The 19,449-nt window shown below is 71.5% G+C and carries 17 protein-coding genes and 4 pseudogenes; 12 read left to right on the forward strand and 9 right to left on the reverse strand.

What is annotated here, in order from left to right:
* The first annotated feature begins 732 nt into the window (after positions 1-732).
* The gene (locus tag ACWGIG_RS07745) at positions 733-2,448 is read left to right on the forward strand and encodes a GAF domain-containing protein (RefSeq protein WP_453320635.1); all 1,716 of its coding nucleotides are present in this window, start codon (positions 733-735) and stop codon (positions 2,446-2,448) included.
* Between the two features lie 7 nt (positions 2,449-2,455).
* Here ACWGIG_RS07745 and ACWGIG_RS07750 read toward each other — a convergent pair whose 3' ends face one another.
* From ACWGIG_RS07750 to ACWGIG_RS07770, 5 genes and pseudogenes are all read right to left on the reverse strand, one after another.
* Entirely contained in the window at positions 2,456-3,145 is a 690-nt protein-coding gene (locus ACWGIG_RS07750; protein ID WP_453320636.1) for a response regulator, read from the reverse strand.
* 234 nt (positions 3,146-3,379) lie between these two features.
* Positions 3,380-4,129, reverse strand: a pseudogene (locus tag ACWGIG_RS07755) (Rv1733c family protein); the annotation flags it as partial.
* 65 nt (positions 4,130-4,194) lie between these two features.
* On the reverse strand, positions 4,195-4,713 hold the full coding sequence (locus tag ACWGIG_RS07760; RefSeq protein WP_453320637.1) for a flavodoxin domain-containing protein: 519 nt from the start codon (positions 4,711-4,713) through the stop codon (positions 4,195-4,197).
* A 16-nt stretch (positions 4,714-4,729) separates the two neighbouring features.
* Complete coding sequence (locus ACWGIG_RS07765) at positions 4,730-5,461, reverse strand: CBS domain-containing protein (protein WP_453320638.1); 732 nt, start codon at positions 5,459-5,461, stop codon at positions 4,730-4,732.
* Positions 5,462-5,501: 40 nt separating this feature from the next.
* Positions 5,502-5,931 (reverse strand): annotated as a pseudogene (locus ACWGIG_RS07770) (acetate--CoA ligase family protein); the annotation flags it as partial.
* Positions 5,932-6,645: 714 nt separating this feature from the next.
* Here ACWGIG_RS07770 and ACWGIG_RS07775 point away from each other — a divergent pair.
* Positions 6,646-8,283, forward strand: coding sequence for an ATP-binding SpoIIE family protein phosphatase (locus ACWGIG_RS07775; RefSeq protein ID WP_453320639.1), 1,638 nt, complete (start codon positions 6,646-6,648; stop codon positions 8,281-8,283).
* A gap of 31 nt (positions 8,284-8,314) precedes the next feature.
* On the opposite strand, the gene ACWGIG_RS07780 is transcribed toward ACWGIG_RS07775, so the two are convergent.
* Together ACWGIG_RS07780 and ACWGIG_RS07785 are read right to left on the reverse strand one after the other, a co-directional pair.
* On the reverse strand, positions 8,315-8,644 hold the full coding sequence (locus ACWGIG_RS07780) for a HypC/HybG/HupF family hydrogenase formation chaperone (RefSeq protein WP_453320640.1): 330 nt from the start codon (positions 8,642-8,644) through the stop codon (positions 8,315-8,317).
* Between the two features lie 5 nt (positions 8,645-8,649).
* A pseudogene (locus ACWGIG_RS07785) lies at positions 8,650-9,021 on the reverse strand (Kae1-like domain-containing protein); the annotation flags it as partial.
* Positions 9,022-9,257: 236 nt separating this feature from the next.
* Between ACWGIG_RS07785 and ACWGIG_RS07790 the strand changes: the two are divergent.
* The 4 genes from ACWGIG_RS07790 to ppk2 all read left to right on the forward strand — a co-directional run bounded on the left by ACWGIG_RS07790 (position 9,258) and on the right by ppk2 (position 14,324).
* The gene (locus tag ACWGIG_RS07790; protein WP_453320641.1) at positions 9,258-10,130 is read left to right on the forward strand and encodes a universal stress protein; all 873 of its coding nucleotides are present in this window, start codon (positions 9,258-9,260) and stop codon (positions 10,128-10,130) included.
* Between the two features lie 68 nt (positions 10,131-10,198).
* Entirely contained in the window at positions 10,199-12,535 is a 2,337-nt protein-coding gene (locus ACWGIG_RS07795; protein WP_453320666.1) for a phosphoketolase family protein, read from the forward strand.
* Positions 12,536-12,575: 40 nt separating this feature from the next.
* A complete protein-coding gene (locus tag ACWGIG_RS07800; RefSeq protein ID WP_453320642.1) occupies positions 12,576-13,427 on the forward strand; it encodes a universal stress protein in 852 nt (283 codons plus the stop codon).
* Between the two features lie 54 nt (positions 13,428-13,481).
* Positions 13,482-14,324 carry a polyphosphate kinase 2 gene (ppk2, locus tag ACWGIG_RS07805; protein ID WP_453320643.1) on the forward strand — a complete coding sequence of 281 codons (843 nt, stop codon included), beginning with the start codon at positions 13,482-13,484 and terminating at the stop codon, positions 14,322-14,324.
* A 37-nt stretch (positions 14,325-14,361) separates the two neighbouring features.
* Here ppk2 and ACWGIG_RS07810 read toward each other — a convergent pair whose 3' ends face one another.
* Positions 14,362-14,559: a hypothetical protein gene (locus ACWGIG_RS07810; RefSeq protein ID WP_453320644.1), complete on the reverse strand. Its 198-nt coding sequence runs from the start codon at positions 14,557-14,559 to the stop codon at positions 14,362-14,364.
* Between the two features lie 248 nt (positions 14,560-14,807).
* Between ACWGIG_RS07810 and ACWGIG_RS07815 the strand changes: the two genes are divergently transcribed.
* The 3 genes from ACWGIG_RS07815 (at position 14,808) to gap (ending at position 17,392) form a co-directional block, all read left to right on the forward strand.
* Positions 14,808-15,317: a flavodoxin domain-containing protein gene (locus ACWGIG_RS07815; RefSeq protein ID WP_453320645.1), complete on the forward strand. Its 510-nt coding sequence runs from the start codon at positions 14,808-14,810 to the stop codon at positions 15,315-15,317.
* A 150-nt stretch (positions 15,318-15,467) separates the two neighbouring features.
* Entirely contained in the window at positions 15,468-16,340 is an 873-nt protein-coding gene (locus ACWGIG_RS07820; RefSeq protein ID WP_453320646.1) for a universal stress protein, read from the forward strand.
* Positions 16,341-16,381: 41 nt separating this feature from the next.
* Complete coding sequence (gene gap / locus ACWGIG_RS07825) at positions 16,382-17,392, forward strand: type I glyceraldehyde-3-phosphate dehydrogenase (RefSeq protein WP_453320647.1); 1,011 nt, start codon at positions 16,382-16,384, stop codon at positions 17,390-17,392.
* Positions 17,393-17,464: 72 nt separating this feature from the next.
* On the opposite strand, the pseudogene ACWGIG_RS07830 reads toward gap, so the two are convergent.
* Positions 17,465-17,734: pseudogene (locus tag ACWGIG_RS07830) on the reverse strand (response regulator transcription factor); the annotation flags it as partial.
* Positions 17,735-18,196: 462 nt separating this feature from the next.
* Between ACWGIG_RS07830 and ACWGIG_RS07835 the strand changes: the two are divergent.
* The 3 genes from ACWGIG_RS07835 (at position 18,197) to ACWGIG_RS07845 (ending at position 19,362) form a co-directional block, all read left to right on the forward strand.
* Positions 18,197-18,703, forward strand: coding sequence for a hypothetical protein (locus ACWGIG_RS07835; protein ID WP_453320648.1), 507 nt, complete (start codon positions 18,197-18,199; stop codon positions 18,701-18,703).
* A 209-nt stretch (positions 18,704-18,912) separates the two neighbouring features.
* Positions 18,913-19,050 carry a hypothetical protein gene (locus ACWGIG_RS07840; protein WP_453320649.1) on the forward strand — a complete coding sequence of 46 codons (138 nt, stop codon included), beginning with the start codon at positions 18,913-18,915 and terminating at the stop codon, positions 19,048-19,050.
* A 144-nt stretch (positions 19,051-19,194) separates the two neighbouring features.
* A complete protein-coding gene (locus tag ACWGIG_RS07845; protein WP_453320650.1) occupies positions 19,195-19,362 on the forward strand; it encodes a hypothetical protein in 168 nt (55 codons plus the stop codon).
* Positions 19,363-19,449: the final 87 nt, after the last annotated feature.

Raw genomic sequence — 19,449 nt, forward strand, 5'->3', positions numbered from 1 at the left:
GGTGACGCTTCCCACCGCAGCACCCGGACAGGGCCGGCCCCGTGCGGAGTCCATGCCCGCCCTGCGCGGTATCCGGGCCGCCGTCTTCGACACGGACGGCGTGATCACGGATTCGGCCCGGGTCCACGCGGCCGTCTGGAAGGACTCCTTCGACGCCTTCCTGAGGGAGCAACCGCCTGAAGATCCTTACCAGCGCCGGCCGTTCGACGTGGCGGACGACTGTCCGCGTCTTGTGGACGGCAGGTCCCGCCAGGACGGGGCCGCCGCGTTCCTCGCCTCGCTACGACTGCTGAAGGCCCTGCGGCGGGACGGACTGCCTCTCGCCGCCGCGTCCGCTTCCCGGAACGCCTGCGAACTCCTCACCCGGACTGCGTGTCAGGGCTCTTCGACGCACGGGCGGACCGTAGCCAGGCAGGGGCGGCGGGTTCGGTCTGGTGATCGGTGTGGACCGGACGGGCGGACAGGCCGCGGGGGAGGAACTGCGGCAGCACGGTGCCGACCTGGTCGTGCGGGATCTCGGTGAGCTGGTCGCGGAAGGAGCACCGGCGTGACGGACAGCGGCGTTCCGGACACGGACTGGACGTGGAGTTACGAGGGACCAAGGGGGCCCACGGGGCGCTGTTTCCGGCCTTCTGCCACCGGCTGCGCCCCGGGGCCTTCCGTCGGCGCGCCCCGTCGTTACGGTGGAGTGCGGGCGTCCCCTCTTGCCTGCCGGACCGGATGGAGGGATCCATGGGCGGGACCGAGGGCGGGGGCAGTGGGGCGGACGGTCGGCTCGGGAGGTTCCGGCTGGACGAGCTGCTCGACGAACTCCAGGTGCGGATCGAAGCGGTGCGGGGAACGCGGGACCGGTTGCACGGCCTGTTGGAGGCCGTGCTGTCGGTGGGGCGGGAGCTGGATCTGCCGCAGGTGCTGCGGGGGATCGTCGAGGCGTCGGTGGTGCTGGTGGACGCCGAGTACGGGGCGTTGGGGGTCATCGGTCAGGATCAGCGGCTCGCGCAGTTCCTGACCATGGGGGTCGACGAGGAGCTACGGGCGCAGATCGGGGACCTGCCTTCCGGGCACGGTCTGCTGGGGGAAGTGATCCGCCATCCGGAGCCACTGCGGTTGGCAGAGCTCTCGGACCATCCGGCTTCTTCGGGGTTCCCGCCGAACCACCCGCCGATGCACTCGTTCCTGGGGGTGCCGGTCAGGGTGCGCGACGAGGTGTTCGGGAATCTCTATCTGACCGAGAAGCGCGGGGGCGCCGAGTTCGACGCGGAGGACGAGGCGGTGTTGACCACACTTGCCGTGGCGGCCGGGGTGGCGATCGAGAACGCCCGGCTGTACGGGGAGGCACAGCTGCGCGAGCAGTGGCTGCAGGCGAGCACCGAGTTCACGGCCGGGCTGCTGTCCGGGATGCCGGAGGCCCGGGTGCTGGAGGTGATGGTCGAGCGTGCGCGGCGGATCACCTCTGCCGAGCTGGGCGTGGTCGACCTGGTGGAGGGCGCGGAGACGCTGCGCGGGGTGCTGGCGCTGGGGGAAGGCGCCGAGGCTCACCGCGGGTTGACGGTGCCGCGGAAGGGAACCCTCGCGGGCATTGCCCTCCGGACGGCCGGCCTGGTGTCGTCGGTCTCCGTCGCGGACGACCCCCGGGTGACGTTCGCTCCCGAACGGTGGAAGGGAATCGGCCCTGCCGTGGCGGTGCCGATCGGCGAGCGAGGTGTGCTCGTGCTGGCCCGCACGACGGGGAGGCCCCCGTTCAGCGTGGCGGAGACGGCCCCGCTGCCCGGTTTCGCCGGACAGGCGGCCCTGGCCCTGGAGCTGGCGGACCGGCGGCGGGACGCCGAGCAGGTGAGTCTGCTGGAGGACCGGGACCGGATCGCCCGGGACCTGCACGACCTGGCCATCCAGCGGCTGTTCGCCACCGGAATGACCTTGCAGAGCGCCCGGCGCTTCGTCGAGCATCCGGAGGCGAGTGAACGGCTCGTGCGGGCGGTGGACGACCTCGACGAGACCATCAAGATCATCCGGTCGACCATCTTCGGGCTGCGGGCCCACGAGTCGGCGCCCGGTGGCGGGCTGCGGATCAGGGCGGTGCGCACGGTGGAGGAGGCGATTTCGGCGCTCGGGTTCACGCCGGCTCTGCGGATGGAGGGGCTGTTGGACACGGATGTGCCGCGTGCCGTGGCCGACGAGGTGGTCGCGGTGCTGGGTGAGGCGTTGTCGAACGTGGCCCGGCACGCTCACGCGTCGCGGACGGACGTCGCCGTGGTCGTGGGACAGGGCGTGCTGACGGTGACGGTGGCGGACGACGGCGTCGGACTGCGCGAGGAGGAGCAACGGCGCAGCGGGCTGCGCAATCTCGCCGAGCGGGCGGAGCGGCTCGAAGGCCGACTCACCGTCGAGCCGGAAGCGACGGGAGGCACGCGCTTGATGTGGAAGGTCCCGCTCAAGGGACTGAAGTAGCCCCTTGTCACTCACTCCGCGTGTCGGGCGGGGTGAACTGGGTGGCGAGGACGGCCGCCTGGATGCGGCGTTCGACGCCGAGCTTCGCCAGCAGCCGGGAGATGTGGTTCTTGACCGTCTTCTCGGAGAGGTAGAGCTGCTTGCCGATCTGCCGGTTGGTGAGTCCCTCGCCGATCAGTGCGAGGATCTCACGCTCCCGCGTGCTCAGCCCGGCCAGCCGTGAGTCCTCGGACGTGGGCTCCTGCGTGGGGCCGCGCAGACTGCTCATCAGCCGGGCCGTGGTGGCCGGATCCAGCATCGACTGGCCGGAGGCGACCGTGCGGACGGCTTCGACCAGGTCCGAGCCCTTGATCTGCTTGAGGACGTAGCCCGAGGCACCCGCCATGATGGCGTCGAGCAGCGCGTCGTCGTCGTCGAACGAGGTCAGCATCAGGCAGGCCAGTCCCGGTGCGCGCGAGAGCAGTTCGCGGCAGACGGTGATGCCGTCGCTGTCCGGCAGCCTGATGTCCAGGATCGCGACGTCCGGGCGCAGCGCCGGACCCCGGACCAGGGCCTGCTCGCTGGTGCCCGCCTCACCGACCACCACCATGTCGGGTTCGGAGTCGAGCAGGTCGTGCACGCCGCGTCGTACGACTTCGTGGTCGTCGAGGAGGAAGATGCGGATCGGCTGCTGTGGCGAGAACGCCCGTACGGTCATGACTGTCCCTCGCGTTTCTGTGGGCCCCTGGCGATCGTGCCGTGCGTGGGGGTCGACGCACCAGGGCCGGTCGGCCCCAATTGGCCTTCTGCCCAAGCCTGTTGCCCTCCCTCAGCAGATGCGCGGGAGCTGCTCGCCCACCGGCATGTCGATCACCCGCCGGGCGCCGACGAGGGTACGCATCACCACCCGTACGTCGGTACCTCTGGCCCGCAGGGCGAGGAGGTCGGTGCTGCGGGCCGGGGGCTCGTACGTGTCGATGAGGCGCAGCGCCTCGGTGACGGCATACACGACCTCGACGGCCCGCACCAGGATCGAGCGGTACGGGTTGCGGCAGACGACCCCGCCCTCCCAGGGGTCGCCGAGCCCGGCGGTGCGGGCGGCGTCCCTGGCCGTGCGGCTCAGCCACTGCCCGCTGATCGCGAACCGGGCGAGGGAGCCGATGAGATGGCGGCGCCCGTCCGGCGGGCGTCCGGCCGGTCGACGGTCACGCCCGTGTACGCGGTCGACCATTGCCCGGTCTCGACCTTCGCCATGAGGTTGGCCGGCGCGCGGTACCCACCAGGTCCCCGCCAGCGGCAGACAGCCGGCGACCACGGTGACCCAGCCGGTGCCGATGGCCACGGTCCACAGTTCGGCGCCGGTCGACGGGGCGTCGAGCCAGACGTCTGTCCCGCTGCCGACGGGTGTCCCGGCCCCGACCCGCACCACGGCGACGCGCGGGGTGCCGTCGGGACCGGTCCACCGCTCGGACACCGGGTGCACCGTCCGGCCCGTTCCGTGGGCGGCGGACGGGTCGGGGGCGTTCCGGACGACAGTGGCCCGTACGACGTGGTGGGCGGCACGCTGCCGGTCCGCCTCCGAGCGAGCGATGTCGTACGCGGAAACGCCGGTCCATACTCCGACCGACGGCGCCACGACCAGCAGCACCGTAAGCATCACCAACCGGGTCCATGCGTCGACGACGTCGCAGGGTCGGCGCAGCGGGACTGCGCCGCCACCGCCACCCTGCGAGCCGGGCGCCGGGCGGGGTCGGCGCGCTCATGGCGTCAGTCCTCCCGCGCGTCCACCAGCAGGGTGTGGAGTTCGGCGGCGATGTGCCGGGCCCAGGCGTCCATCGCCGCGAAGTCGCGGAAGTCGCCGCCCTTGCCGGAGTCGACGATCATCCGGGCCATCCGGCCCTTCGCTCCGGCGCGCAGACAGCCCCCGAAGGTGACGTGCTCCCGTGCGTCGATCCGGTCTCGGATGCGCCGGGCGCCTCGGACCGGCGGGATGTCCTGCTCGCCCGCACTCGCGTCGAGCGGGCCGCTGCTGAACAGCCACACCGGGCGGGCGGCCAGCGCCGCCCGCTGCCGTGCGGCGAACCGGCGGGCGTCCCTGAGCCACCGGCCCGCGTAGAGCGCGCTGCCGAGCACCACGGCGTCGTACTCCCGTACGTCACCGGCTTCCGCCGCCGGCCGGAGGTCGGCGACGACGCCTTCCTTGTCCAGGGTCTGGGCGATGGTGCGTGCCATTTCCTCCGTGGACCCGTTCTTCGTCGCGTACGCGACGAGCACCTTGACCGTCATCGTGGGCCGTCCCTTCTCAGAGTTTGCGCAGCCAGTCGTCGGCCACGCCCTGGAGTGCCTGCTCGGTGGGCCGGAGGTGGGAGTCGTCCGTGCGGTAGGTGAGCTTGTCGACGACCGCGACGACGCCGTCGATCTGCCGCGTCATGTGCACGGCCACCGGGATCTCGCTGAGGCGCTCCAACTGGCCTTCCAGGGTCACGATTCCGTCCGCGACAGAGACCTTCACCGCTTGCGGGGTCAGCCACAGCGCACGTATCAGCACCTCTGTGATCACCTCGTGGCGGATCGAGTCGTCCGGGCGCAGGAACATCTGGAGCAGGTCGCGGCGGGTGACGATGCCGACGAGCCGGTCCTCCTCGTCGACGACGGGCAGCCGCTCGACGGAGTGCCGGGCCATGGTGCGGGCGGCCTCCGCGAGGGTGCGCTCGGCTTGGACGCAGACGGGGGGCGTGGACATCAGCTGCCCTGCGGTACGGGCTGTCGCCTTGGTCCGCGTGGTGCGCGCGGCCGGGGTGATGCGGGGCAGGTGGAAGCGGCGCGGTGCCCGGTAGGGGTCGGGGGCCTCCGCCTCGCGCACCAGGAGATCGGTCTCCGAGATGACCCCGACGACGTGATCGTCGGGGTCGACGACCGGCAGTCCGCTGATGCGATGTTCGGCCAGGAGCCGGGCCACTTCCTTGAACGGAGTGTCGTGGCGGGCGGTGACGACCTCTGCGGTCATCACGGAACCGATCTTGCTGTGCTTCATCGTGATCTCCTCGGGCATCTCTTCGCTCGGCGGTCGCGGTTCAGCGCAGCCGGCGCAGATGCGGGTCGTGGGCGGGGCGGGACAGCAGCCGAACCCGCACGTCGAGTGCGGTGACTCCGTCCGGCCGTGCCAGTACAGGGTTGAGGGCGGCCTCCGCGAGCTGCGGCAGGTCGCACGCCATCGCGGGCAGCCGCGCCAGGGTCTGCTCCAGGCCCTCCAGGTCCACGGGGCCCTCGCCGCCCTCCCCGAACAGCAGTGGGGCGCGGCGCGGCGCGGTGATCAGGTCGTGCGGGTCCGCACCGCAGTCCCGGCCAGTGCGCCTTGAGCACCACGCGGCCGTCGGCCCCGGAAAGCCGTTCGGCGGCGAGTACCGCCTCGTCCTCGGACTCCCCCCAGGCCCACGGGAGTTGGGGCAGGCCGTAGCAGTCCAGGAGCTCTGCGCAGGCGCCGGGCTCCAGTTGCGCCCGGTCGTCCGGGCCTGCGGTACGGATGCACGTGGTCGTGCCGTCCGCGAGCAGGGCGTGGGCCGGGAGCCGGGGTGCGCGCCGTCCGTCATCGTGGGCCTCCTGAGGGTGGGTCGGCACTTCGAGCGTCCGGCGGAACCGGAGGGGCGGGCAGGGGCTGGACGGGTGCCGGCAGGGGCCGACCGGCCCTGCCGCCAGGGTCGGTCGGTTGCTCGCCCGCCGGGCCGGGCAGCCTCGCTCTCCGGTCCCGACCTTCACCGCGCCCGGGACGGTGCGCGGGACAGCCCCGTGCGCGGCCCCGGCCAGGTCGTGCTCCGTGCCCGTCGGCATCGCGTGCCGTGGGGTGTGGTCGGCAAGTGGCCGCCGCAGTCCCGCAAACGGCGGCCACTGCCCGACAGCCGGCTTCCTGCACTGTCGTGAGGGACGCCTCGACGGTTCCCCGGTCCCACTCGTGGAGAGCCTTGAGAGTGCCGGGACCCGCCGTTGCTCCCTCTGCTTCGACTGTGTCCCCGCAACCGTGGCGGCGCAGTGGCCGACCGGTTCCCTGTCGGGCCCGAACAGGTCCTGTTCCGGGGGCCGTCCGGCAAGGCCTCCGCCCGGCATCGACTTCCGTGCTTCGCTGACGGTGCCTACCCCATCGACACGCCCATCCGTCGGCCGGACGAACAGGAACCGGCCGGGGCAACTTCAATCGGGCAAGAACCCGTCACAAAAGCGCAGATGGTGACAAGCCACCCGCTCGCCGTGCGGCGGGTGCTGAGATGCTCCATGGAACCGGCCAAGCACAGGACACATCAACGCGGCATTCCCGTCACGGAAGAACCGTTCCGGGCCCTGCTGGAAGCGGCACCCGACGCCATGGTGATCGTGGACGACGGAGGGGTCATCCGCCTGGTCAACGCCCAGACGGAGACGTTGTTCGGTTACGGCCGCGACGAGTTGCTCGGCCGTCCCGTCGAAGTCCTGGTGCCACAGCGCTTCCGGGACCAGCACCCGGGCCACCGGCTGGGATACTCCGCCAACCAGCAGGTCCGTCCGATGGGGGCCAATCTCGAACTGTACGGGCTGCGCAAGGACGGGGGCGAGTTCCCGGTCGAGATCAGCCTCAGCCCCCTGGAGACACCGGAAGGCACCCTCGTCTCCGCCGCCATCCGCGACGTCAGCGAACGCAAGGCCGCCGAAGCCCAGTTGGCCCAGCTCTACGACGAACAGCGCCACGTCGCCCTCACCCTGCAACGAAGCCTGATGGGCTCGCCCGCCCCCCTGCCCGACATGGACACCTCCAGCCGGTACTTCCCCGCACGGCAGGGCCCGGGCGTGGGCGGGGACTGGTTCGACCTGATCGCACTGGGCGGCGGCCGGGTGGGAGTGCTCATCGGTGATGTCATGGGACGGGGTCTTGAGGCCGCCGCCGTCATGGGCCAACTGCGCTCGGCCTCCCACGCCCTGGCCAAGACCGGAATGCCGCCCTGGCAGTTGATGCGGGCGCTGGACGCGGTCGTCAGCGAACTGCCCGACCAGCTCGTCACTTGCTGCTACCTGATCCTGGACCCCGACGACAGCACGCTGACCGTGTGCTCCGCCGGACACCTGCCGGTGCTGATGGTGGACCCCACCGGGCAGGTCCGCAGACTCCCGGTTCCGGTGAGCGTTCCTCTGGGCGTAGGCGAAGTGCCTCACCAGGAGACTCGCGTGGTGGTGGAGCCGGCCTCGGTTCTCGCCCTGTACACCGACGGCTTGGTGGAAACCCCGACCAGTGACATCGAGGAGCAGATCGACGCCCTCGCCACCACCCTGGAGAAGGCCAATGCCGACACCTCATGCCTGGAAACAGCCGCGGACTCCGTTCTCGCCGCCCTGCTGCCCGGTCCTCAGGAGTACGCCGACGACGTGACCCTCCTCCTCGCCCGCATCCCCCCGGCACCGACGACCGCCATTTCCGCGCTCCTGCCGGCCCGGCCGGTCAGCGTGGGGGACGGGCGCCGGTTCCTGCGCAGGACCCTGCGGGAATGGGGCTGCGAAGACCTCGTCGACACCGCCTGCCTCCTGGCCTCCGAACTCCTGACCAACTCGGTGCGCCACGCCTGCGACCCCCTGCGGCTGCGCCTGCGCCGCACCAAGGACGAACTTCACGTCGAGGTCTGCGACGGCAGCCCCGTCCTGCCCCGCATCAGGACCGCAGGGCCTGACGAGGAGTCGGGGCGCGGCCTGGCGCTGCTGGACCACCTGGCCTCCGGCTGGGGCATCCTGCCGACGCAGGAGGGCAAGGCCGTGTGGTTCTCGCTGCCCCTGCCGGACTCCACCCGGCGCCAGGAGGCGAGCGAAGCAGGGGAGGCTCGGCCCCATCGGGACAGGTGACTCTCCCGGAAGGCATGCGCAGCAGGTACGGTCACGGCTCGCCCGGAGCAGGATCGGCCACGGCCGTGTGCTCGCGGCGTCCGCCGGGACGGCCGGGCCGGGCCCCGGGCAGCTCCTCACCGAGTTCGGCCTCCACCGCGCCCGCCATCGCACGCAGGACGTCCAGCGTGCGGGCGGCCTCGGACTCGTCGACCTCCGTGATGGCGAACCCGACGTGCACGATGACGTACGTCCCGACGACGGTGTCCGGGGTGTAGGCGAGGCACACCGGCCTGCGCACTCCGCCGAAGTCGACGGTGGCCCTGTGCAGTCCGGCGTCGTCGTGGGTTTCCGGTACGCGGCCGGGGATGCCCAGGCACATGGCCTTCACTCCTTCACGAGGCGGGCGGCGGCGACGGCCGCCTGCCCGTAGCTGATGCCGCCGTCGCCGACCGGGACGCTTTCCGCCACGTGGACCCGCAGCCCCTGGGCGCGCAGTCGGCGGCGGACTTCGGTGAGCAGGCGGCGGTTGACGAAGCAGCCGCCGGCCAGGCACACGGTGCGCGGGGCTCCGTCCGCGACCGCGCGGGCGACCAGTTCGGAGGTCGCTTCGGCGACGGCGAGGTGGAAGGCGGCGGCGAGTTCCGGCACGCCTTCCCCGGCGTGCTGCCGCTGAAGGAGGTCGGTCAGGGTCGGCGCGGGGTCGTACACCCACAGCCCGCCCACCCTGACCAGCCGGTGGGCCAGCGGCACCGCCCGCCTCCACCGCGTAAACGATCAGCCGGGTCGGCAACCGGCCCGGGATCCGGGCCGGTTGGACCGTCTCGCCGAGCCCCAGCCCCTGCGAACTGGTGCTGGACGGACCTGCGGCAGGGGCCGAAAGGCCCTGTCCTGGGCCGGTTGTCCCCTCCCCCGCGCGGCTTCCGCGTGGAAGCGTCCGCAGCAGTGCCCCTGCAGCCCCTCTGCCGAGGGGCGTACCGGAAGGTGGTGTCACGGTGCACGAGCAGCTGATCGTGGGAGTTGACGGATCGGAGCCGAGTCTGGCCGCCCTGGACTGGGCAGCCGACGAGGCGGCAGCACGTGGAGCGCCGCTGCGCGTCGTCCACGGGTGGCGGTGGGAGCAGTACGCCTCACTGGAGCCGGCCATCGGCTACAGCCGCCCCTCCCTCCAGGTCTATGCCGACAACGTCGCCGCCACGGCGGTGGAACGCGCGGTGCGCCGACAGCCCGCGGTGGAGGTCAGGAGCACGGTGGTCGCCGAGGACCCGGCCTTCGCGCTCGCGCGACTCGGCGAGGAGGCCGCCGCCGTCGTGGTCGGCAGCCGGGGGCACGGTGAGCTGGCGGAGCTGCTGCTCGGGTCGGTGAGTCTGGCAGTGGCCGCGCACTCCAGGTCGCCCGTGATCGTCGTACGTGGCGCGAAGGGGAAGGAGGCGGGTGCCGTACGTACGGTCGCCGTCGGTGTGGACGCGCCCGAGGAAGCCGCGCCCGTGCTGGAGTTCGGCTTCCGCGAAGCCCTGCTGCGTGGAGCGTCGGTGACCGTCGTGCACGCGTGGCGCTGTCCTGCCCATGAGGTCCCCGACCATCCCAGGGCCGTGCCCGACGACCACCGACTGCGGGCGGAGCGCCACGTCACGGAAGCACTGAGGGCCGCGGTGAACGCCCGTCCCGAGTTCGCCGACGTCGCCGTCCGGCGCGAGATCGTCGAGGGCCCCGCACGGTCCGCACTGCTGAACGCCTCCCTCACCGCAGACCTGCTGGTGGTCGGGGCACGCCGCCGCAAGGGTCACCTGGGGATGCAGCTCGGGCTCGTCGACCACGGCGTACTGCATCACGCCGCCTGCCCGGTGGCCGTCGTCCCGCACGACTGAACCCGGCCCTGCCGGTAACCCGTACCACCCGACTCGCAGACGGAGAAGGCAACGTGGCACACGACCGCATGGCCGACCTGGACGCCCACTGGCGCGCCGCCAACTACCTCGCCGCCGGCCAGATCTACCTCCTCGGCAACCCCCTCCTCACCGAACCGCTGCGCCCCGAGCACCTCAAGCCGCGGCTTCTCGGCCACTGGGGCACCTCCCCCGGCCTCAACCTGGTGCACACCCACCTCAACCGGATCGTCCAGGAACACGGCCTCGACGCGATCTGCGTCTGGGGCCCCGGCCACGGCGGTCCGGCCGTCCTCGCCAACTCCTGGCTGGAGGGCTCGTACAGCGAGACGTACCCGACCGTCGGCCGGGACGCCGACGGCATGGGGAAGCTGTTCAGGCAGTTCTCCTTCCCCGGCGGCGTGCCCAGCCACGTCGCCCCGGAGACCCCCGGCTCGATCCACGAGGGCGGCGAACTCGGCTACTCCCTCGCGCACGCCTACGGCGCGGCGTTCGACAACCCGGACCTGCTGGTCGCCTGTGTGATCGGCGACGGCGAGGCGGAGACAGGTCCGCTCGCCGCGTCCTGGCACTCCACCAAGTTCCTGGACCCCGTCCACGACGGTGCCGTCCTGCCGATCCTGCACCTCAACGGCTACAAGATCGCCAACCCGACCGTCCTCTCCCGCATCCCCGAGGCCGAACTCGACGCCCTGCTGCGCGGATACGGACACGAACCGATTCACGTCACGGGGGACGACCCGCGCATCGTCCACCCCGCGATGGCCGCCGCCATGGACCGGGCACTGGAACAGATCACCGCCTTCCAGCGCGAGGCCCGCACCGACGGCGCCCGCACCCGGCCCCGCTGGCCGATGATCGTGCTCCGTACCCCCAAGGGCTGGACCGGTCCCGCCACCGTGGACGGCGAACCGGTCGAAAACACCTGGCGCGCGCACCAGGTCCCGCTCTCCGCCGTCCGCGAAAACCCGGACCACCTGCGGCAGTTGGAGGAGTGGCTGCGCTCCTACCGCCCCGAGGAACTCTTCGACGCCGAAGGGCGCCCCACCGCCCAGGTCCTGTCCTGCGTCCCGTCCGGCGCCCGCAGGCTCGGTGCGAACCCGCACGCCAACGGCGGCCTCCTCACCCGCGACCTCCCCGTCCCGCCTCTGGAGCACTTCGCCGTCCCCGTCGACAAACCGGGCACCACCCTCCACGAACCCACCCGGATCCTGGGCGGCCTGCTCGCCCAGGTCATGCAGGACACCGCGCAGAGCCGGGACTTCCGCGTGGTGGGCCCCGACGAGACCGCCTCCAACAGGCTCGGCGCGCTCTTCGAGGTCACTGGCAAGGCGTGGCAGGCGGAGGTCCTGCCCACCGACGAACACCTCGCCACCGACGGCCGGGTGCTGGAGATCCTCTCCGAACACCTCTGCCAGGGCTGGCTGGAGGGCTACCACCTCACCGGCCGGCACGGCCTCTTCTCCTGCTACGAGGCCTTCGTCCACATCGTCGACTCCATGGTCAACCAGCACATCAAGTGGCTGAAGACCTCCCGCACCCTGCCCTGGCGCGCCCCCGTCCCCTCCCTCAACTACCTCCTCACCTCCCACGTCTGGCGCCAGGACCACAACGGCTTCTCCCACCAGGACCCCGGCTTCGTCGACCACGTCCTCAACAAGAGCCCCGAGGTCGTCCGCGTCTACTTCCCGCCGGACGCCAACACCCTGCTCTCGGTCGCCGACCACGTCCTGCGCAGCCGCGACCACGTCAACGTCGTCGTCGCCGGGAAACAGCCCTCCTTCGACTGGCTGTCCCTGGACGACGCCCGCACCCACTGCGCGCGCGGCGCGGGCATCTGGGAGTGGGCCGGTACGGAGGACAGTACGAAGGATCCGGACGTGGTGCTGGCCTGCGCGGGCGACGTACCCACCCAAGAGGTCCTGGCCGCCGCCCAGTTGCTCCGCCACCACCTCCCCTCCCTGGCCGTCCGCATCGTGAACGTCGTCGACATGACGAGGCTGCTGCCGCGCGAGGAGCACCCGCACGGCATGCCCGACTCCGAGTACGACGCCCTGTTCACCCCCGACCGGCCGGTGATCTTCGCGTACCACGGCTACCCCTGGCTCATCCACCGCCTCGCCTACCGCCGCACCGGCCACCCGCACCTGCACGTACGCGGCTACAAGGAAGCGGGCACCACCACGACCCCCTTCGACATGGTCGTCCGCAACGACCTCGACCGCTACCGCCTGGTCATGGACGTCATCGACCGAGTGCCAGGCCTCGGCGTCCGGGCCGCCGCCGTCCGCCAGACCATGGCGGACGCCCGCACCCGCCACCACGCCTGGATCCGCATCCACGGCGTGGACCTCCCCGAGGTCGCCGACTGGACCTGGACCGGCTGACCCCGCACCACCCGCGCTCCACCCCACGGAGGTGTGCACCGTGCTCACCGAACGAACGGTCACCGTCGGCCTCGACGGCTCGCCCGAAAGCCTGGACGCCGCGGACTGGGCCGCCCGCGAAGCACTGCTGCGCGGCCTGACCCTGCGCCTGGTGCACGCCTTCACCGCACCACCGCGGCCCCGGCAACCGTCGGCCGACGATGCCGCCGCCCAGGAGCAGAACACCCTCGACCGTGCGACTCTCCACCTCTCCTACGCCCACCCTTCACTCGGCATCATCGAACAACCGGTCGGCGGCCCGCCCGTACCGGCCCTGTTGGCCATGGCCGAGAGCTCGGCCCTGCTCGTTCTCGGTTCCCGGGGGAACAGCGCCCTCACCGGCCTCATGGTCGGTTCGGTTGCCCGGGCGGTCGCCGCACGCGCCGCCTGCCCGGTCGCTCTCGTACGGGCCGGGGAACAGCCGCAGGACGAGCGCCAGGGCGCACACGACGCCCCGTACCGTCCCGTCCTCCTGGGCCTGGATCTGGAACGCCCCTGCGACGAGCTGCTGGAGTACGCCTTCGACGCGGCGGCGACCCGCCGGACGTCCCTCCACGTGGTGCACTCCTGGGCACTTCCCCTGGTCCCCTCCGCGACCACGACGGACCCGGGGCAGGAGGAGATGCGCAGGCTCTCGGCGGTGCTCGGTTCCTGGGAGCACAAGTTCCCCGGCACCCAGGTCGTGCCGCGGGTGGTCCACGGCCGGGCCGGACACCACCTGCTGGAGGCGTCGGCCGGGGCAAGTCTGCTCGTGGTCGGGCGTCCCGCCGAGGCCGGACCTCATCTCGGGCCCACCACCCACTCCGTGATCCACCACGTCCTGAGCCCGGTGGTCGTGGTGCCGCACTCGTGAAGGACCCCTCGCCGGAACGGGGCGCGGGGATTCGGCTCAGGACAGGAGACACGCATGTCGGCCACCAGGAGCACGAAGCACGGCACGGGCGGAAGGAAGGACGCGTCCGTGGTGCCGCGGACCGTGTACGAGGCCGAGCTGTACCGGCTCCAGACGGAGCTCGTCGTCCTTCAGGAATGGGTGCGGGCGGAGAACGCCCGGCTGGTCGTGGTGTTCGAAGGGCGTGACGCCGCAGGAAAGGGGAGCACCATCAAACGGGTCGCCGAGCACCTCAACCCGCGTGCCGCCCGCATCGTCGCCCTGCCGACGCCCACTGCACGCGAGCGGACCCAGTGGTACTTCCAGCGGTACGTCCAGCACCTGCCGGCCGGCGGAGAGATCGTCCTGTTCGACCGCAGTTGGTACAACCGGGCCGGTGTGGAGCACGTCATGGGCTTCTGTACGCCGCAGGAGCACCAGCTGTTCCTGCGGCAGTGCCCGGCCTTCGAGCGGATGCTGGTCGAGGACGGCCTCCTGCTGCGGAAGTACTGGTTCTCGGTGAGCGACGCCGTGCAGGAGGAACGCTTCCGCCGACGACTGGAAGACCCCACCCGGCGCTGGAAGCTCTCCTCGATCGACATGGAGTCGATCAGCAGGTGGGAGGCGTATTCGCGGGCGAAGGACGACATGTTCGTCCACACCGACATCGCCGAAGCGCCCTGGTACGTCGTCGAGAGCGACGACAAGCGCGCGGCCCGCCTCAACATGATCGCCCATCTGCTGTCCACGGTCCCCTACCGCGCGGTGCCCGGAAGATCGCTGCGGCTTCCGCGACGTCCGCCGGGCACGGGATACCAGCGCCCTCCGAGGGACCTTCAGCATCAAGTCCCCGATCATGCGCGCTCGCTGGGCAGTTGAAAGCCCGCGGGCCCGCCCGGGGCCCGCAGGCTCTCCTTCAGCCGCGGTAGTGGTCGAAGTCGTCGAAGCGGCGCCGACGGTCGTCGCGACCGCCGATGCAGTGGCGCTCGTCGACGATCTTCTCCCGCTCACCGGGCATCTGCCGCCCCTGGGCGGCGAGGAAGCTGATGAGTCCCAGGACGCCGCCCGCCAGGAGGGCGAAGCCCACGACGAACGAGGAATAACCGAAGATCACCACAGCACCCAGCACCTTCGAGCACGGGGCCGTGGCGTCACCCGCAGCGTGCCGCCGCAACCGGTAGCCGTCTGCGGGCCGACGGGTCGCACCCTTTGGGCACCCGGTCCCCTTCGCCTCGCCGTACCAGGGCCACCCCGCCCCTGCACAGGGGCCCCGCGGCATCTCGTCCCGGGGAGGCCGGCGGACGAGGCTGGAAGGGCAAGGCCACCCACCGCGCGGCAGGGCTACCGAACGAGGTGAACGTCATGGACGTCCTGGTGGGCTACGCGACCGCTCACGGTTCCACCCGGGAGATCGCCGAACGTCTCGGAGCGCGACTCAAGGAGCACGGCTTCGAGGCCGAGGTGCAGTCGATGGACCGCATCGAACTGCCGGACCGCTACGTCGCGTTCGTGCTCGGCAGTGCCGTCCACCGCCAGGCGTGGCTACCACCGGCGAAGGACTTCGTCCGCCGCCACGGCGACGTGCTCGGCAGCCGTCCCGTACGGCTCTTCAGCGTCGGCATGCCAGGAGCACTGCGCGGGCCCTGGAAACGGCTCGCGGCCAAGGAGGGGCCGCTGATCGTGGGCGGCCTGCCGGATCTGCCGTCGTACCGGGACCACCGTCTCCTGTCGGGCGTCGTCGCGCGCGACCAGTTCCCGCTCAGCGGGCGACTCATGTTCCGCCTCATGGGCTGCCGGTACGGCGACTACCGCGACTGGGAGGCGATCGAGGAATGGGCCGACGGCATCGCCCGAGCCCTGGCCTCCCGTTGACCGGCGCCGCACAGCGCTTCCCGAATGGGGGCCGATCGGCCCTCGCCCTGGGCCGGTCCGGACCCTGCCGGAGGTGCGGCGCAGCGGCGAGCCTGGCCAGGACAGCTCCTCCCGATCCCCTGAACGACGAGCCGAAAGGTGGGTAACAGCATGGAACTGCCTCTGATCGTGGGTGTCGACGGTTCGGAATCGAGCCTTCAGGCGGTCGACTGGGCCGCAGACGAAGCCGCCCGGAGCGGACTGCCGCTCCGGCTCGTGCACGCCTCGCTGTGGGAGAACTACGACAGCGCCGCCTTCAGCTACGACTTCGCGGGCGCGACCAGGATGGACGTCGCGGAACGCACCGTGATCGCTGCCGCCGACCGCGCCGCAAAGCGGCAGGCCGACCTCACCGTGTCCACCGCGGTCGTGTCCGACGACGCCCGGACGGCCCTGCTCCGGGAAGCCCACGATGCTTCGGCCCTGATCACCGGAACACGCGGCCTCGGCCCGCTCACCGAACTCCTGCTCGGCTCCGTGAGCCTGGCGGTGGCCGCCCGCGCGCAATGCCCCGTCATCGTGGTCCGAGGCGGCAAGGCCAACCGCGACGGCATCTACGGAAAGGTCCTCCTGGGCGTCCAGCAACCGGCCCCCGACCACGCCTCCGTACGGTTCGCCCTCCGCCAGGCGAAGGCACGGTCCTGCGCGCTCGAAGCGGTGGCCGCCTGGCGCAGCCCCGCCCAGGACCCGCGCCTCCTCCCGTCTGCATCAGCCCGGTTCACGCGCAGCTACGAACAGCAGGTGGCGGCCCGCCTCGACGACGCCCTGCGCGCGGCCGACGACCACCCCGGCATCCGCGTGATCCGCACGACCGCCGAGGGCCCCGCCCACAAGGTGCTGCGCGACCTCACCGCCACCGCCGACCTCCTGGTCCTCGGCGCCCACCACAGGCGCACGCCCGTGGGCCTGCACCTGGGCCCGACGGCCCACGCCCTGCTGCACCACTCCCGCTGCCCGGTGGCCATCGCGGCGAACCAGGACTGAACCAGTGCACCGGACCGCCCACCATTCCCGAGGAGCACCCCATGACCGTACGAGTGGGCATCAACGGCTTCGGCCGCGTCGGCCGCAACTACCTGCGCGCCCTCCTGGAACGCGGCGACGCCGCCGATCTCGAAGTGGTGGCGGTCAACGACATCACCGCACCCTCCACCCTGGCCCACCTCCTCAGCTACGACTCCACCTACGGCCGCCTCGGCCTGCCCGTCCAGCACGACGCGACCTCCCTCACCGTCGACGGCAGGCGCATCGCCGTCACCACCCAGCGCGATCCGGCCGCGATCGACTGGGCCGCCCACCGGGTCGACATCGTCATCGAGTCCTCGGGCCGGTTCCGCGACCGCGCGAACGCCTCGCTCCACCTCAAGTCGGGGGCCCGCAAGGTGCTCCTCTCCGCCCCCGGCAAAGCCTCCGACCTCACCGTCGTCATGGGCGTCAACCACGACGCGTACGACCCGCTGGAACACCACGTCGTCTCGGCGGCCTCCTGCACCACCAACTGCGTCGTCCCCATGGCCACCGTGCTGCACGAACGCTTCGGCATCGCCCGCGGCCTGATGACCACCATCCACGGCTACACCAACGACCAGGCCCTCCTCGACGGCCCGCACAAAGACCTCCGCCGGGCCCGCTCCGCCGCCCTCAGCATCATCCCGACCACCACCGGCGCCGCCCGAGCCGTCGGCCTCGTCGTCCCCGAACTCGCCGGCCTCCTCGACGGCCTGGCCGTCCGCGTCCCCGTCGAGGACGGCTCCCTGACCGACCTCACCGTCGTCCTCCATCGCGAGGCCGACGCCGAGGAGATCAACGCGGCCTTCGCCGAAGCCGCGGACGGGCCCCTCCACGGAATCCTCCGCATCGCCGACGCCCCGATCGTCTCCCGCGATGTGATCAAGGACCCCGCGTCGTGCCTCTTCGACCCGGGCCTCACCCAGGCACACGGCGACCTGGTCAAGATCTTCGGCTGGTACGACAACGAGTGGGGCTACAGCAACCGCCTCCTCGACCTCACCGCCCACGTGGCCGAGTACATGTGAGGTGGCGCGATCGGGTGCCGACTTCCCCCAACTGCGTGGGCCTCAAGCGGGTGCTCGAAGGCGCTCAAGGTGTCAGTGGCGTACCAGGGCGATCTGCACCCTGTTCTCGACCGCCAGCTTGGCGAACAGGCTGCTGGTGTGCCCCTTCACGGTGGCGACGCTGATGTGCAGGCGGCTTGCGATCTCCGGGTTGCCCAGGCCGTCCGCGATGGCGCGGGCGGTGTCGAGTTCGCGTTCGGTCAGTGCGGCCAAGCGCTTCCGCGCCGCTTCGCGGGACGCCGTGCGGGTGTCGGATCCGCCGGACGGCCCGGTCGGCGCGGCACGGGAGCGAGCGAGGAGGGCCCACTCCCACGCTTTGGGGGCGCTCGCTCCTCCGGCACCCGACGCTGAGCCCCGTCATCAGGTGCGGTGTGGATGAACATCGCCGTCGTGCTCGCCACTCTGGCGGCCGGCACCGAACACGCCCTGCGCCTCCGCCACAGTCGCCTTCTCGGCGGCGGCCCGGGCTGACCCGCCACCATCGCCTGCCGCAGCAGTCCGGCTGCAACAAGCGGCTCGGAGCCGCGCTCGGGCTGGTCAGACGCAGTATCCGTTTGCCCGCGAAGTCAGCCGGCTCCTGGCTGGAAGACTGCTGGATCGTGGAATCCACACCGGTTCCCCTGCGGCATGTCACGCCCCGCCGTCAAGCGCTCCGACCTGGCCGGACGGGCCGGACAGAGCTACCGCACCAGCCACTCCCCGTTCTCCCAGGAGCTGCGGCTGTGCCTGAGGTGCACCCCGTCGGGAATGCCGATCTTGTGGGCGATGGCAGACCCGAAGATCGGCGAGCGCAAAGGGCCGGCCGACATGCCGGAGGCCGAGGCGGGCGGCATCGCCGAGCACGAGGGCATCGTCCTGTTTGCCCAGCGCCTGAGCTGTTGCCGTTCCGACTGCAGCGGCTGCTGCAATCAGTCCTGCAACCCGGGAACGCACAGTGAGTCTCGCGACCGTCCCCTCGCCTGCCGGGCCCAGCCTTCTACCGGTCCGCCAGGCGTTCTCACACGACAGGCAGCAAGGCACACCATGACAGGCTCAACCGATCCCCTGACGGCTGCCAGGGCCGAGGCCCTGTTCAGCAGCGACCTGCCCACTGGTTCCACCTTGACCCGGCGGGAGGTCGGGTTCGCTGTTCGGCGGGCGATTCGCGCCCATGGTGGAACCCGCGGCTGTGCCGTTGTCCTGGCCGTTGCCTACGGCGACTATCCGGAGACTTCCGCGGCCCGCATGCGCTGGGCCTTGGACCAGATCCGTACGTGCTACCCCCGCTTCTGACGGCGCAAGCAGCGCGTCCGTCCACCGAAACCCCCCACCGCCTGCATTCCCCGCTCCCACCAACCCTGTGGAAAGGCACACCATGAGGTTCCTGTCGACTGAACGGGCCGTCCTCGATGCCCTCCTGCCAGGTCCGGACGCCAAGTTGGCCGCCTCCCCACTCGGTGATCCGGGACGGCTGGGCGGTCCCGGTATCAAACTCCGGGAGTGTGACGGTTCCGCGCGAGGACGATCCCGGCGAGCAACTCGCCGTGGTCCTCGTCCCCGCCGACGGGCCCGGCACCCGCGTCACCCCGTTCTGGAACAGCCTCGCCCTGGCCGGTGCGGAGAGCGGCAGGGATGAATGAACAGTCCTTCGGCGACGAGGATCTGTGCGTGTACTGCATGCTCGATGGCTTCGGGGGCCACATCGGCCGGCTGGGCGTGATCGTGGCGGCCGGGGCGTTCGCGTGGGTGGCTCTGCGCGCACGCACGGTACGCGCTGGATCGGCGTGCCGAGCCTGACCCTGAGCCTGGTGCTGGTACCGAGCGTGGTGCTGGTGATGACGGTCTTCGTGAGGGCGACCGGACTTTCCGGCTTCCAGGGCGTGGCCGGGCCGGTGTGGCTGCTGATCGCGTTCGCCGGACTCGCCGCCGGGCGCAGCACGATCGTCCGCTGAGCGCCCCGCTCCGGAAGGGTCGTGCAGCGTTTCGGAGGCAAGGTCCTTCCGCATCTGATGATCCAGGACTCGCCGGATCGCACGCCC

Source organism: Streptomyces sp. NPDC054863, assembly GCF_053610825.1.